Source organism: Ruegeria sp. CDSC045 (assembly GCF_059610725.1).
Map to the genome: position 1 here is coordinate 198580 of NZ_JBXWOE010000004.1, position 13680 is coordinate 212259.

A 13680-nucleotide genomic window follows, 5' to 3' on the forward strand; every position below is an offset into this window, starting at 1 on the left:
CCGTCAGCTGGGAGATCACATTCCGCGAACGTTGTTGAGCAGTTCTGTCGCGCCCAGCTCTTCGGCATAGGCGTCCTGCACTGGCTGAACCAGTTCCAGCATTTTCTCGCGACCCTCAAACTCATGCACTTCGATCTGACCTGCGTCGATCATTGCCTGAAGTTTTTCGCCGTCCTGACCGCTCTCCAACGCGCGGCCAAAAGCACCGGCCTCGGTGCCGGCATCCATGATAGCGGCTTGCAACTCAGCAGGCAGTTCATCGAAGATTTTTGCTGACATCACAATTGGGCGCACAGTGATCGTGTGCTGGGTCAATGAGACATGCGGCGCGACTTCGTAGAACTTCAGGTTCTGGATCGAGGCTGCTTCGTTTTCGAACCCGGCAATAACGCCTGTTTGGATTGCGTTATAGACTTCGTTGTAGGCAATGGCAGATGGTGCCGCGCCAACAGCTGAGAAAGTCTGCGCCTGAATTGGGGCCCCCATTACGCGCATGCGGTGTCCGGCAAGTTCATCCATGTTTGTGATGGGCTCGGCTGAGGCCAGGTTCCGCACACCGCCGCCATGATACCCAACAATCACAATGCCAGCGGCTTCGCGCAGATCATCCTCAAGAGGTTTCAGCGCATCCGATGAAAGCACCGCATCCCAGTGTTCAAGATCACGGAACAGGAAAGGCATATCCATCAAAGGAATGGACTCTGAAAACACCGCCATGTTGGACGGGGCAAGGATCGTATAATCTACGGCGACACCTTGGTTGAGGTAGGTGACGTAATCGGATTCAACCCCAAGCTCACCATTCAGGCGCAGATCAAATTCGACCTCGCCATCATATTTCTCTGCGACCAGTCGTTCAAACTCGCGCAAGGTCTTAGTGAATGCATGTTCTTCATCAAACATGCTTGCCCCGCGCAGTGTGACATCAGCTTGCGCGGTCGAAACCCCGCCCAACAAAACAGCCGTCACAGCCAACGTCTTTAGTGAAAAATTGAACATTCTATCCTCCCAGATCAGGTTCAGGTCTTGTTTTCTTCCAGTCGTCTTTGACCGGCGATCGTGTTCGAAACCTTACAAGTGTTCACGCCAGATCAGCCTTCACCCCAATTTGGATGATCTGATTTCCTCCCAGCTAGCACACTTGCTCCGCCCTCGTTGATGGGCACACCCAACACGATAACTGGGATACTAGTCAACATAAATTTTCTATATGCTCTTTAGATATGTGATATTTTCCTTTTAGAACAATGAATATAATGTAACCTAGTATCCTAATTTGCTCTATTAATTCTCTCTCTGATCTGCCACAATGTCGCCAAACAGAGGTGGAATACAAAAAATGGCAGCTTTGGGAACCCTTGAACGCACGACGAGTAGCGATGTTGTCTTTGACGAACTGTTTGGACAAATCACCCGCCTGGAGCTGCTTCCAGGGACAAAGATATCCGAAACGGATGTTGCGAAATCATTCGGGTTTTCACGCCAGCCTGTGCGCGAGGCTTTCACGCGACTTTCCAACCTCAATCTCCTTTTGGTGCGGCCACAACGCGCGACAGTTGTTCGACCGTTCTCACGCCAGCTCATCGCGAATGCCCGCTTTGTGCGTGCCGCAGTCGAATTGGAGGTCATCCGCACTGCCGTGTCAGATCGCGACAAGTCGGTAGACGCGGCATTAAAAGCCAACCTTCGTGAACAGGCGGATGCAATCTCAGCAGAAGATGTCAATTTGTTCCATGATCTGGACTACCAGTTTCACAAACTGCTTTGCGCCTCGGCCAAACAGGCGTTTGCGTTTGAAATCATCGCCGAAAACAAAGCGCAGGTTGACCGCCTTTGCATGCTGGCGTTAACCAGCAAAGAAGCAATGGATGATTTGTATCTGGATCATCAATCTCTTTTAAAGGCCCTGTTCAGCGGGGATGCGTGGGCGGCGGATCAAGTCCTTCGTACGCATCTTGACCGTTTGACGCCAACCATTCAGGCGATCTACACAACGCATAACGCATACTTTGATGAATAGGTGGCTAGATATCGGATGGCTTTTCGCCTCATTGCCCTAGTCTAAATTCATACATATTAATATCGAGTAGTTTAAAAAAACCGCATGAACAAATTGCGGGTCAGCGGTTTTTCCCGCCTTTCACAGAAACTGATCCTGTCAACCACGCAAATGTTGCGGACTAGGGTATCTGCAACGCCAGCTTAACGCTTGGCAAAAGAAAGCAGCAAGGAGCTCTCAAATGTTTGATCTTGTTGTGGGGATAGCAACGTCGACTGCCGTATTGGTGCGACCAAACATCTTTGGAATGTGCTGTTGAGCCTGACGCAAGTTCTATCGGGCTGCTAACCCAGCGCAATCAGCCTAATACTTACCATGAATGACCGCTATCGCTAGAGTGTTGGCCTTGTTCGCCACCGCAGCGAAAGTCCGATTTCCGCCCCTTGTGCCGAAAGCTATGTGTTGCAAATGGAGATAGCGGTGGCTTATCCCCCGCACCACATTCTACCGCTGGTATGATCGGTATCTGCAGCGCGGTGAGGCTGGTTTGCATGATCAATCACCAAAGCCAAATCATGTCTGGAACCGGGTGCCCACCGAAGTGAAGCGCAAGGTTGTGGATCTCGCTCTGAAAGAGACGGAGCTGTCGTCGCGCGAGCTGGCCGCCACGTTCACCGATCAAGAGCGCTATTTTGTGTCGGAATCTACAGTGTATCGCACGCTCAAGGCGCATGACCCGATCACCAGCCCTGCCATCATCGTGCTGAAAGCCGCGAATGCGTTTGAGCATAAGACAGCAGCCATCAACCAGCTTTGGCAGACCAGCTTTACCTATCTCAAGGTTCTGGGTTGGGGCTGGTTTTATCTCAGCACAATTCTGGACGATTACAGCCGCTACATCATCTCATGGAAGCTCTGCACGAACATGCGGGCTGAGGATGTGACAGAACCCTCGATTTAGCCTTGCAGGCCTCCGGATGTGATCAGGCCTATATCGTCCATAAACCAAGACTGCTCAGTGACAACGGCTCAAGTTATGTCTCTGGCGATTTGGCTGAATGGTTGAAGGACAAAGGCATGAAACACAGTCGGGGTAAGCCGTATCATCCGCAGACCCAAGGTAAAATCGAACGATGGCATCAAACCTTGAAGAACCGCATCTTATTGGAGAACTACTTCCTGCCAGGTGATCTCGAAGCCCAGATCGAAGCCTTCGTCGATCAATACAACCATCAGCGATATCACGAGAGCCTAAACAACGTCACACCCGCCGATGTCTACTTCGGCGTGACCAAGCCATTCTGGAATAACGAGAAAGGATCAAACGGAAGACGTTCGAAGCTCGGCGTTTGCATCACAGCCAGCGCGCAGCATAATCACACAAATCAGATGAGCCGAACACTCACTTAGTTTACGCCGCTCTTGGTTCCAAAAACTCTGACGACGGACACTCAATATACGGAAAAGCTGATGGCACAGGAAACCGGCGGGAAAGACCCGGACCAACGCGACGGGTCCTGATCCCGGGTTTGCGTGCAAATTTGAAAAGGAATTGCTGGACCTCGCTCTTCCCACAGTAAGCAGCAAAAGCAGCGGCGCCGAAAAACATCAACAGGGACCGCCAATGCTTTTGGGCCAGCATCTTCACCTCCTCCCGAAGATGCAGGCCCAATCCAAGTCTGCAATCGGAGCGACAAGGCGATGGTCCATCTCGGACATCATCAAGACTTTGCCATTCGCCGACTCTATCCAGCCGAGCAAAACGAGATCTGCGAGCACTTTCGACGGCTCGACGCCGAAGCTCGGCGCGCGCGGTTCTGGTGGACTGTCAGCGACGAGAGTCTGACGACCTACGTTCAGAGCATTCCTCATTATGACAGCATTCTCTGTGGCGCGTTTGCAAAAGGGCGTCGGAGGGGCGTCGCCGAACTCCGCGGTGACGACCAGACCGGATCTACAAAGACGGAAGCCGCCTTTTCTGTCGAACCTGATTGGCAAAACATCGGAATTGGTGATGCGCTGTTCGAGCGCATTATCGCAATCGCGCGGAAGTGGAGCATCAGTTCAATTGAATTGATGTGCCTGCGAGAGAACCGCCGCATGAGGCATCTTGCAGCAAAGCACAATGCTCGGCTGTGCATCGATCAGGGCGTTGCTAAAGCCGTTTTGCATCCAAACTGGTCATCGCCCTCCTCCCAAGCCGCAGAAATCGTTGGTGAAGTCAGGGGATTTCGCTTGTTCATTTGAGTGGGGGGAGAAGCAAACGTCCCGAAACGTTGCGTTAGCACATACTCGAAAACTCTCAAAGTCCCGCAAAGTGGACCAAGCACCGTTCTTGCCGGCTAGGCTCTCATCAAATGCCCGAAAGAGATCTAAGGTGCGACACGACCTCGTCCGAACCGTGGCCGGCTTTCAGGCAGGCAAATACCACCGGCAGATCGCCCCGCATTCTCGCGGCGTCTCGGCGCATGACGTCCAAAGATGCCCCCACATGAGGGGCAAGGTCGGTTTTATTGATGACTAGGATGTCTGACCTGGTGATTGCGGGGCCACCCTTGCGTGGGATTTCCTCGCCTGCGGCCACGTCGATCACATAGATTGTCAGGTCCGCCAACTCCGGGCTGAAGGTGGCCGATAGGTTGTCGCCACCGGATTCGATCAGGACGACCTCTACGTCGGGGTGACGCAGCCGCATCTCGGCCACGGCAGCCAGGTTGATCGACGCGTCTTCGCGAATCGCCGTATGAGGACAGCCGCCGGTTTCCACTCCAATCACGCGATCCGAAGGCAGGATTTGCATGCGCATCAGAGCTTCGGCGTCTTCTTGTGTGTAGATGTCGTTGGTGATGACGCCGATCGAGTGATCGTCTTTCAAAAGTTCGGCAAGCCTCGCGGTCAGGGTCGTCTTTCCTGCACCGACCGGGCCGCCGATACCGATGCGCAAGGGGCCGTTGAGTTGTGTCATGATTGGAAGAGCCTCGGTTCAAGAGTTTCGTGGGCCATCGCGGAGATGTCTGAGAAAAAGGCATTGCCAAAAACGTCCGTGGTGTCCGCATTTCTCGTGTCTTCGGCGACCTGAAGGCAAAAGGGCTGCAAGTTCAGGATCACCCGTTGACCGGCCGTCTGCCCGATGGGGCTCAGGCGGATGGCCGAGGAGGTCAGGTTTGCGACAAAGGCCTGCAGATAGAGAACGGCAGTCGTATCGATATCCAGCTCTGCCAATCTAGCGGCGCGACCGACGGAAACGGGCAACAGCATGTCAGGCAGCGCCAAACCCCAGACAGCATTAACCGTCGCAACAAAGGCAGCGCCCTGCCTTTCAGCTTCGCGCAGACGCTCTTGAGCGGTGGCAAAGGATCGTGCTTTCGCGTCCATCTCCAATGGGTCGTCGGCAGCATAAGCCAGCCGCATCCAGATCGCATCAGCGCGACCTGAGCCATCACTCAGGCAATCTCTCAGCCAGTCTTCCAAACTGGTCGCGTCGGCAATCCAACCCTCGTTGATCGCTGTTTCAAGTCCGTGCGAATAGGCGAATGCCCCCACTGGAAACGCGGGCGACAGCCATTGGGTCAGCGTCAGTAAGTGCGCATCAATGGGCGTGGGCATGGGCCGAGTGTCCGTGATCGTGCGCATGGGTGCGCCCGTGACCATAGGCGCCGCCTTCCGGAGTGAAGGGTTCGGTGACTTGGGTCACTGTGGCACCGAGGTGGCTCAGCATATGAGCGATGACGGGATCATCCTGGATCAAAAGGCGGGTCGCCTCGATCTGACAAGGTGTGTGGCGGTTGCCGATGTGCCAGGCGAGGCGGGGCAGGTCTTGCCCGGAAACGGCCAAGAGGTTTTCGGGTGCCGCCGTCACTTTAACCAGACGTCCATCGCCCAGTTCCAGCACGTCGCCATCGTTCAGAGATACGGTCTGTTCGAAGTCCGCGACAAAGGACCAGCCTTCGGTCGTTGTCAGTTTCTTTCGCCGGAAAAATCGGGCGTCGTAGGTCAACGCGCAGTCCGCTATCGCATTGTCTGATGTGCCAACGGGATGGAGCGTTTGTGCAAGTGGAAGATCAGTCATGGGGCCTCAATATAGAAAATACCGCTGCGCCATGGGCAGCTCGGTTGCAGGTTGGCAGGTCAGCAATTCGCCATCAGCCCGCACCTCATAGGTTTCGGGGTGCACTTCGACCTCGGGCATGGCGTCGTTCAGGACAAGATCCGCTTTGCCGATACCGCGCGTGTTCTCCACCGGCAAACTTGTCTTGGCCAATCCAAGCGCATCTCCCAGTCCTTCGGAGTGTGCCGCCTCGGAAACAAAGGTCACGGCATTGGCTTCCAGAGAGCGGCCAAAGGCCCCGAACATCGGGCGAGTATAGACCGGCTGCGGTGTCGGGATTGAAGCGTTTGGATCGCCCATCTGCGCACACACAATGCTGCCGCCCATAAGGATCATCTCAGGCTTCACACCGAAAAACGCCGGGTTCCATAGGACCAGATCGGCGCGTTTGCCTTCTTCGATCGAACCGACGTGCTTTGACAGCCCGTGTGCAATGGCCGGGTTGATCGTGTATTTCGCGATATAGCGACGGACACGGAAATTGTCGTTGTCGCCGACCTCCTCGGCCAAGGCGCCCCGCTGTTTCTTCATCTTGTCAGCGGTTTGCCAGGTGCGAATGATCACTTCGCCCACACGCCCCATGGCCTGGCTGTCTGAAGCGATGATCGAGAACGCCCCCATGTCGTGCAGGATGTCTTCGGCGGCGATGGTCTCGCGCCGGATGCGGCTTTCGGCGAAAGCCACATCCTCTGGGATGGATTTGTCCAGGTGATGGCAGACCATCAGCATGTCCAGATGTTCGTCCACTGTATTGACCGTAAAAGGTCGGGTCGGGTTGGTCGACGACGGCAGAACATAGGCCTCGCCACAGATCTTGATGATGTCAGGGGCATGGCCGCCCCCTGCGCCTTCGGTGTGGAAGGCGTGGATGGTGCGGCCCCTTATGGCGGCGATGGTGTTTTCGACAAAGCCGGATTCGTTCAGCGTGTCGGTGTGGATCATCACCTGAACGTCCATGTCGTCCGCCACAGATAGGCAACAGTCGATAGCGCCGGGCGTCGTGCCCCAATCCTCATGCAGCTTCAACGCGCAGGCACCGCCCTTGACCTGTTCCTCTAAAGCGGCGGGGAGCGACGCATTCCCCTTTCCCGCAAAGGCGAGGTTCATCGGAAACGCATCCGCCGCCTGCAGCATCCGCCCAATGTGCCACGGTCCCGGTGTGCAGGTCGTGGCCAGCGTGCCATGGGCCGGGCCAGTGCCGCCGCCCAGCATTGTGGTTAGACCAGAATACAGAGCATCCTCGATCTGTTGCGGGCAGATGAAATGAATGTGGCTGTCGAACCCACCGGCCGTCAGGATCTTGCCTTCGCCAGCGATGGCTTCAGTGCCAGGGCCGACGATGATGTCGACGCCGGGTTGTGTGTCTGGGTTGCCCGCCTTGCCGATCTTGTGGATCTTGCCGTCTTTCAAACCGACGTCCGCTTTGTAGATGCCGGTTGCGTCCACGATCAGCGCGTTGGTGATGACGGTATCCACCGCACCCTCGGCGCGTGTGGTCTGAGCCTGACCCATGCCGTCACGGATCACCTTGCCGCCGCCGAATTTGACTTCTTCGCCGTAGGGACCTGTCAGGTCCTTTTCCACTTCAATGATCAGGTCAGTATCGGCCAGCCGCAGCTTGTCGCCGGTGGTGGGGCCGAACATGGCGGCGTAGTCAGAGCGGGGGATTTGGGTGGCCATCAGAGATCTCCCATCACAAGCTGGTTGAACCCGAAGACACGCCGTGCGCCGCCAATCTGGATCAGTTGCACCTCGCGCCGTTGACCGGGTTCAAACCGCACGGCTGTCCCGGCTGCGATATCCAGACGCATGCCGCGTGCGGCGTCGCGGTCGAAATCGAGCGCCGCGTTGGCCTCGCCGAAATGGTAGTGTGAGCCGACCTGCACCGGTCGGTCGCCCGTATTGGCGACCATTAGTGTGATCGGCTCCGCCCCTGCGTTCAGAGTGACCTCACCCTCCGCCGGAAAGAGTTCGCCGGGGATCATTGGCGTCTGCGGACACGGACCGCCTTGCGCTTGGCCAAAACAACCGCAGCGCCGATCAGCATCAAGGCGACGGGCACAGCCCAATCCCCCGAATGCTCATGTGGGAAGCTTGCGGGGTGGGCCAAGGCGGGCGAGGCCAAAAACAAGGCGGGAATAGCGTAACGCATGAGAGACTCCTATCGGATGGGATTGTGGACGGTGACCAGCTTGGTGCCGTCCGGAAAGGTGGCTTCGACCTGCACTTCGTGGATCATCTCGGGGATGCCTTCCATGCAGTCATCGCGGGTGATGACCACGGCGCCTACCTCCATCATGTCGGCGACCGAGCGGCCATCGCGAGCGCCTTCGACGACCATGTCGGTGATCAGCGCGATGGCCTCGGGGTGGTTCAGCTTGACGCCACGGGCAAGGCGCTTGCGGGCCACTTCGGCAGCCATGGCGATCAGCAGTTTGTCTTTTTCGCGGGGGCTGAGTTGCATGGGTCAGAGGCTCCAGGATTTCGGCAGGGTGGTTTCGGTCAGGCGCTCCAGCACCGGCACCAGCCATTGGCGCAACAGATAGGAATCGGCGGCAAGAAGTCGGATGGTCAAAAGATCGGGCGCGACAAGGCTTGCGCCGCCGGTCTTTGGCAAAAGTTGTCGGACAATAGGCAAATGCGCCTCGGCACGCGGGCCGAAGTAAAGGGCGCTGGCAAGGGCGGTCATGCCGCCTGCGATGGCCGGACGGTCAAGACTGGCGCTGATTGATCCGGTCAGGTTGATGCGATCCCAATAGATCGGGCGACCATCGTGGCGCAGGGTGATCCGGTCGCGAAAACTGCCCGAGATACGGGTTTCGCCCATGGCGCGGCGACCGAAGACAACGGGTTCGACCAGCACGGCCTCGGTTCCGTCGGTGACGTCCACGTCAAGGCGACGGTTGAGACAACCGCCGTCAAACATGATCAACTCTTGCGGCAACCAATGCAGTACCGCGCCCTTGGCGACAGACAGGCGCGTGCTGACACACGCAGCGCCAGAAGTGCTGCGATAGGCACGTTCTGCAGCTTGGGTTGTCAGGATCAGGCGGCTGTCCGGCCCGGCGCTGGCCGAAGCCTCAAACCGGTCGCCGCCTGTCAAACCGCCCGAGGTGTTCAGCACAATGGCTTCGACGGCATCCTTGCGACGCGGAAAGGCCACCTTACTCGCGCCCGAGGTTCTGAAGCGGTCAATGCCTGTGCGCCCGTCACGGCATTTGGTCGACAAGGTCATGGCACCGATGGATCTCGGGGCGGTGTTCGCCTCTCGTGATGCCAGATGTGGTTGACCCATGCGTTTGTCGCCCCCGGTACTCGACCCGCATGGTTCACCATGCACATTGGGGTGTGATCCACCGCTGCGCGCCGGGAAAAAGACCAATCCCGGAGTTCTGCCTATTTGCTGTGCGAAAGTGACCCCACTCGCCCAGAAGTTCAGCAATGATGAGATGCCGACACGGAAATGCCTGAATGACGTGTCGAACGGGTGACAGGGACTTCGTCTGTTAAGTGTGCGTTAGCCATAAGGTGGCAGAAAGCTTGATTGCTGACTTTTAGGTCGTTCATGATCGGATCATGAGCAGTTTGAAAACCTTTCTGGTCCTGCTTCTTATCCTGCCGAAGCAAAGTCCGGCGGCAGATGATCCCCTGATGTCTTCATTCGCGGCATGTGCAGGACGGTTCTCGGCCGAGTTGGAACATGCCTGGCTTATGAATGATGACCGCACGGATCAGATCGCGCATCGCCGGGCGCAGTTCATCGACCTTCTGAACGCGACGGTGCCCGACGATCAACGACGTCATGCGCTTCACCTGCGTATCGACGCCAAGATGGCGCATGCGCAATTGCTGACCGCCGCCAGCTTCTCACGCGATGCGGATCGCTCCAAATGGGCGGTGCGGCGTGCCCGGGCCGAGATCGACTATTGCACAGGATTCTTGCTTGAAAGCTGAAACGCCCAAAGATTTGGCGTTTCTTTCGCACAATAAAATGGCGAACCCGCGAAAGTCTGCGCAATTTTTGACGGATTGACGCCAGGGGCCGTTTTTCAACCCCCGCCGATCTCGCAGTCGCAGCAATTTCCATGGAACGACTTCTTCCGGGATCACACAAATCCCGTTGAACGTGCGATGGTGCTGGCCTTGCAATTCCAAAACACCACCGCACTCCGCAATTAGATTGCGTGGGGGGCATATGGGGGATCACACCCTTGAAAGCAACGCTTCCCCGCGCAGTGCCTGAAGGAAAACTGCGATGAAAAAGACACTTCTTAGTTCTGCTGCCGTCCTGGCCGCTTCGATGCTGCCGGCCATGGCGCAAGACTGCCCGATCAAGGTGGGAGTGCTGCACTCCCTGTCCGGAACCATGGCGATTTCGGAAACAACACTAAAAGACACGATGGAAATGCTGATCGAACAGCAAAACGCCGAAGGCGGCGTTCTGGGCTGCGAGTTGGAGGCCGTCGTGGTCGACCCGGCGTCGGACTGGCCGCTCTTTGCCGAAAAAGCGCGCGAGCTGATTTCGGTACACGAGGTTGACGTGATTTTCGGCAACTGGACATCCGTGTCGCGGAAATCGGTTCTACCTGTGATCGAAGAGTTGAACGGACTTCTGTTCTATCCGGTTCAATATGAAGGCGAGGAATCCTCAAAAAACGTCTTCTACACCGGCGCCGCCCCCAACCAGCAGGCAATCCCGGCGACGGATTACTTTCTGGAAGAACTTGGCGTTGAGAAATTCGCGCTTCTGGGCACCGACTATGTTTACCCCCGGACGACGAACAACATCCTGGAAAGCTATCTTCAGCAGAAGGGCATCGCCGAGGACGACATCTTCGTCAACTACACGCCCTTTGGTCATTCTGACTGGTCCAAGATCGTCTCGGATGTTGTGGCTCTTGGTGCGGACGGCAAGAAAGTCGGCGTGATTTCAACGATCAACGGCGACGCAAACGTGGGCTTCTACAAGGAACTCGCGGCCGCTGGCATCAGCGCCGACGACATTCCCGTCGTGGCCTTCTCGGTCGGCGAGGAAGAATTGTCGGGTCTCGACACCACCAACCTTGTTGGTCACCTCGCAGCCTGGAATTACTTCCAGTCAGCAGATACCGATGCCAACGCCGAATGGGTCGAGGCCTGGAAAGCCCGCATGGGCGACGAGCGTGTGACGAATGACCCGATGGAGGCGCATTACATCGGCTTCAACATGTGGGTGAATGCGGCGACCGAAGCAGGTACCACCGATGTCGATGCCGTGCGCACCGCCTTGTACGGGCAGGAATTCCCGAACCTGACTGGTGGCACCGCTGTCATGCTGCCGAACCACCACTTGGCCAAGCCGGTTCTGATCGGCGAGATCACCGAGGATGGTCAGTTCGACATCATCAGCCAGACGGAGGAAGTTCCGGGCGATGCCTGGACGGATTTCCTGCCGGAATCGGCGGTGCTGAAATCCGATTGGGCGGAACTCGATTGCGGGATGTACAACACCGAAACGTCGTCCTGCGTTCAGATCAAGTCGAACTACTAAGCATGGTGGGTTGAAAACCCACCCTACGGGTGCGGCGCATGTCGCCCCCAGAACGCCTTACGGGGGCTGAACTATCCATGTCGCTTATACGTCGGTTCAACATCGGTTTCATGTCGGTGCTTCTGTGCGCTCTTGCCTTGCCACTTTCGGCGCAGAACGCCGAGGCGCCGATCCAGCAACTTTTGCAAGAACATGGCGAAATCATCGCCAAATCATCGCGCAAGACCATCGGTCCTGCCATCGACGCGCTTGCCGCCAGTGGTCTGGCCGAGGCCCAGGTCGTGCTGGAACGCTGGCAAAACAAAGAGATGTGGCGCGACAAGGACACCGGGCTTTTCGTCTATGGCGAAGCCTCGGGCAAGGAATTGACAGCGTTCGACTTTGCCGATGGCGCGGAACTGGGCACTTTCGTTGCCCGTGACTTCAAACATTTGAAACCCAACAGCGGCATTCGCGGCATGATCGGCGCGGCCCTGGTGCAATTCCAACTATCAGGGTCCGTTGCCGAAAAGATGCAGGCCCTGAATGCGATCGAGCGTGACTCGGAGACGTCCCATCTCGCGGCCCTGACCAAAGTTCTGCCCGACGAAACGGACCAGTCTGTGCAAAGTCGCATGGAACGCCTTCAGGGACTTTTGACAATCCGCTTCGGTGCGACCGACGAGGAGAGGATTGCTGCCATCCAGCGGTTTGACGGCGATCTTGGTGTCGATGTCCGGGCCGCATTGAACCCGCTTTTGGCCGTGGAGGTCGAGGCTTCGGCACAAGCACCCGAGGGCGATGACATCGCCCGCATCCTGACCGTCGGCAGCGACGACCTGCCGCGCGAGTCCGCCTATGACCTTCTGGTTGCCGCCGATCTGGCGAAACCCCGGATCAGCCGGTACGACAAGCGGAACGCGCTTTTGGCCAACATCTCGGAGGGATCGGTCGCGGGGGTTCAGGTGGCGACCCTGAACAGCGAAGACGCACGCGACCTTGCTTATGAAGCTTTGGCCGAACAGGGCGTGGTAGACCCTGTGGCCACCGAAGCCGAGGTGGATGAAACGCTGGCAGGCTACACGTTCTACGAACGCTACAGCGGCTCGCCTTCAGTGGCCGTTGCCGCGGCGGCGGTGCTGACGGGCATCGAAAACAAGGTGGCATTCAACCAGGCATTTGACCTTGGCCTTGACGCCCTGTCGCTCGCTTCGATCTACTTTCTTGCCGCCATCGGTCTTGCTATCACCTTTGGCGTGATGCGCGTGATCAACATGGCCCATGGCGAGTTCATCATGATGGGCGCCTACACCGGCTACGTCGTCCAGCAGATCATCCCGGATTACACGATTTCCATTATCGTCGCCTTGCCGCTGGCCTTTGCCGTCACCTTCGGCGCAGGGGTCACGATGGAACGGCTAGTGATCCGCCACCTCTACCATCGCCCGCTGGAGACGCTTCTGGCGACTTTCGGGATTTCCATTGCCCTGCAACAGATCGCCAAGAACATCTTCGGCACGCAAGCGCGGCCCCTCACCTCGCCCGGCTGGCTGGACGGATCGCTGGTGTTCAATGACATCGTGTCGATCAGCTATATCAGGATCGCAATTTTCGTTTTGGCGCTTTTGTTCATGGCGCTATTCCTTTTCGTCATGAACCGCACTCGATTGGGGCTGGAAGTGCGGGCGGTGACGCAGAACCCCCGCATGGCGGCCTCGATGGGAATCAACCCCGACAGGCTCAACATGCTGACCTTCGGCTTCGGCTCGGGTATTGCCGGGATTGCGGGTGTGGCGATTGGGCTTTACGCCAAAGTGACCAGCGAGATGGGCGCGGACTATATCGTGCAAAGCTTCATGACCGTGGTCGTGGGCGGCGTTGGCAACATCTGGGGCACGCTTCTGGGCGCGACCATGGTTGGCTCGCTGCAAAAAGGGATCGAATGGCTGAACCCCTCGAACACACTGGCCGCACAGACCTATATGATCCTCTTCATCATCCTCTTCATCCAATTCCGGCCGCGCGGGATCATCGCGCTTAAAGGCCGGGCGGCGGAGGCATGAG

At 57.2% G+C, this 13680-nt stretch carries 14 protein-coding genes and 1 pseudogene; 6 read left to right on the forward strand and 9 right to left on the reverse strand.

Annotated elements, in window-relative coordinates:
- Window positions 1–15 precede the first annotated feature (15 nt).
- Window positions 16–999 (reverse strand): TRAP transporter substrate-binding protein, encoded by a 984-nt coding sequence (locus AC2FH6_RS10265; protein ID WP_496701379.1) that lies wholly within the window; start codon window positions 997–999, stop codon window positions 16–18.
- A gap of 340 nt (window positions 1000–1339) precedes the next feature.
- Between AC2FH6_RS10265 and AC2FH6_RS10270 the strand changes: the two genes are divergently transcribed.
- The 3 genes and pseudogenes from AC2FH6_RS10270 (at window position 1340) to AC2FH6_RS10280 (ending at window position 4246) form a co-directional block, all read left to right on the forward strand.
- Window positions 1340–2020 carry a GntR family transcriptional regulator gene (locus AC2FH6_RS10270; protein ID WP_271952726.1) on the forward strand — a complete coding sequence of 227 codons (681 nt, stop codon included), beginning with the start codon at window positions 1340–1342 and terminating at the stop codon, window positions 2018–2020.
- Between the two features lie 466 nt (window positions 2021–2486).
- Window positions 2487–3375: pseudogene (locus tag AC2FH6_RS10275) on the forward strand (IS3 family transposase); the annotation flags it as partial.
- Window positions 3376–3700: 325 nt separating this feature from the next.
- Entirely contained in the window at window positions 3701–4246 is a 546-nt protein-coding gene (locus AC2FH6_RS10280) for a GNAT family N-acetyltransferase (protein WP_496702394.1), read from the forward strand.
- A 106-nt stretch (window positions 4247–4352) separates the two neighbouring features.
- On the opposite strand, the gene ureG is transcribed toward AC2FH6_RS10280, so the two are convergent.
- Genes ureG through AC2FH6_RS10320 form a run of 8 tightly spaced genes read right to left on the reverse strand, consistent with a single transcriptional unit; the run spans window position 4353 to window position 9402 of the window.
- Complete coding sequence (ureG, locus tag AC2FH6_RS10285; RefSeq protein ID WP_142639053.1) at window positions 4353–4964, reverse strand: urease accessory protein UreG; 612 nt, start codon at window positions 4962–4964, stop codon at window positions 4353–4355.
- Window positions 4961–5605 (reverse strand): urease accessory protein UreF, encoded by a 645-nt coding sequence (locus tag AC2FH6_RS10290; RefSeq protein WP_142639055.1) that lies wholly within the window; start codon window positions 5603–5605, stop codon window positions 4961–4963. The genes ureG and AC2FH6_RS10290 overlap by 4 nt, the downstream gene beginning before the upstream one ends.
- Complete coding sequence (locus AC2FH6_RS10295) at window positions 5589–6068, reverse strand: urease accessory protein UreE (RefSeq protein WP_142639057.1); 480 nt, start codon at window positions 6066–6068, stop codon at window positions 5589–5591. Before AC2FH6_RS10295 ends, AC2FH6_RS10290 begins: the two co-directional genes overlap by 17 nt.
- A 6-nt stretch (window positions 6069–6074) precedes the next feature.
- A complete protein-coding gene (gene ureC, locus AC2FH6_RS10300; protein WP_496702396.1) occupies window positions 6075–7787 on the reverse strand; it encodes an urease subunit alpha in 1713 nt (570 codons plus the stop codon).
- Window positions 7787–8092, reverse strand: coding sequence for an urease subunit beta (locus AC2FH6_RS10305; RefSeq protein ID WP_142639060.1), 306 nt, complete (start codon window positions 8090–8092; stop codon window positions 7787–7789). Before AC2FH6_RS10305 ends, ureC begins: the two co-directional genes overlap by 1 nt.
- Window positions 8089–8259 (reverse strand): hypothetical protein, encoded by a 171-nt coding sequence (locus AC2FH6_RS10310; protein WP_496702398.1) that lies wholly within the window; start codon window positions 8257–8259, stop codon window positions 8089–8091. Before AC2FH6_RS10310 ends, AC2FH6_RS10305 begins: the two co-directional genes overlap by 4 nt.
- A gap of 9 nt (window positions 8260–8268) precedes the next feature.
- On the reverse strand, window positions 8269–8571 hold the full coding sequence (locus AC2FH6_RS10315) for an urease subunit gamma (protein ID WP_496702400.1): 303 nt from the start codon (window positions 8569–8571) through the stop codon (window positions 8269–8271).
- Between the two features lie 3 nt (window positions 8572–8574).
- Complete coding sequence (locus tag AC2FH6_RS10320) at window positions 8575–9402, reverse strand: urease accessory protein UreD (protein WP_496702402.1); 828 nt, start codon at window positions 9400–9402, stop codon at window positions 8575–8577.
- 281 nt (window positions 9403–9683) lie between these two features.
- Between AC2FH6_RS10320 and AC2FH6_RS10325 the strand changes: the two genes are divergently transcribed.
- The 3 genes from AC2FH6_RS10325 to urtB all read left to right on the forward strand — a co-directional run bounded on the left by AC2FH6_RS10325 (window position 9684) and on the right by urtB (window position 13679).
- On the forward strand, window positions 9684–10061 hold the full coding sequence (locus AC2FH6_RS10325) for a hypothetical protein (protein WP_496701386.1): 378 nt from the start codon (window positions 9684–9686) through the stop codon (window positions 10059–10061).
- Between the two features lie 301 nt (window positions 10062–10362).
- Window positions 10363–11637 (forward strand): urea ABC transporter substrate-binding protein, encoded by a 1275-nt coding sequence (gene urtA, locus AC2FH6_RS10330; protein WP_496702405.1) that lies wholly within the window; start codon window positions 10363–10365, stop codon window positions 11635–11637.
- Between the two features lie 110 nt (window positions 11638–11747).
- A complete protein-coding gene (gene urtB / locus AC2FH6_RS10335) occupies window positions 11748–13679 on the forward strand; it encodes an urea ABC transporter permease subunit UrtB (protein WP_496702460.1) in 1932 nt (643 codons plus the stop codon).
- Window position 13680: the final 1 nt, after the last annotated feature.

What these genes read in the sequence shown, in the direction of transcription:
- ureC (WP_496702396.1), bottom strand. Translation starts at nt 7,787, where the DNA reads ATGGCCACCCAAATCCCCCGCTCTGACTACGCCGCCATGTTCGGCCCC.
- AC2FH6_RS10265 (WP_496701379.1), bottom strand. Translation starts at nt 999, where the DNA reads ATGTTCAATTTTTCACTAAAGACGTTGGCTGTGACGGCTGTTTTGTTG.
- AC2FH6_RS10280 (WP_496702394.1), top strand. Translation starts at nt 3,701, where the DNA reads ATGGTCCATCTCGGACATCATCAAGACTTTGCCATTCGCCGACTCTAT.
- urtB (WP_496702460.1), top strand. Translation starts at nt 11,748, where the DNA reads ATGTCGGTGCTTCTGTGCGCTCTTGCCTTGCCACTTTCGGCGCAGAAC.
- AC2FH6_RS10320 (WP_496702402.1), bottom strand. Translation starts at nt 9,402, where the DNA reads ATGGGTCAACCACATCTGGCATCACGAGAGGCGAACACCGCCCCGAGA.
- ureG (WP_142639053.1), bottom strand. Translation starts at nt 4,964, where the DNA reads ATGACACAACTCAACGGCCCCTTGCGCATCGGTATCGGCGGCCCGGTC.
- AC2FH6_RS10305 (WP_142639060.1), bottom strand. Translation starts at nt 8,092, where the DNA reads ATGATCCCCGGCGAACTCTTTCCGGCGGAGGGTGAGGTCACTCTGAAC.
- AC2FH6_RS10310 (WP_496702398.1), bottom strand. Translation starts at nt 8,259, where the DNA reads ATGCGTTACGCTATTCCCGCCTTGTTTTTGGCCTCGCCCGCCTTGGCC.
- AC2FH6_RS10270 (WP_271952726.1), top strand. Translation starts at nt 1,340, where the DNA reads ATGGCAGCTTTGGGAACCCTTGAACGCACGACGAGTAGCGATGTTGTC.
- AC2FH6_RS10295 (WP_142639057.1), bottom strand. Translation starts at nt 6,068, where the DNA reads ATGACTGATCTTCCACTTGCACAAACGCTCCATCCCGTTGGCACATCA.
- AC2FH6_RS10290 (WP_142639055.1), bottom strand. Translation starts at nt 5,605, where the DNA reads ATGCCCACGCCCATTGATGCGCACTTACTGACGCTGACCCAATGGCTG.
- AC2FH6_RS10325 (WP_496701386.1), top strand. Translation starts at nt 9,684, where the DNA reads ATGAGCAGTTTGAAAACCTTTCTGGTCCTGCTTCTTATCCTGCCGAAG.
- AC2FH6_RS10315 (WP_496702400.1), bottom strand. Translation starts at nt 8,571, where the DNA reads ATGCAACTCAGCCCCCGCGAAAAAGACAAACTGCTGATCGCCATGGCT.
- urtA (WP_496702405.1), top strand. Translation starts at nt 10,363, where the DNA reads ATGAAAAAGACACTTCTTAGTTCTGCTGCCGTCCTGGCCGCTTCGATG.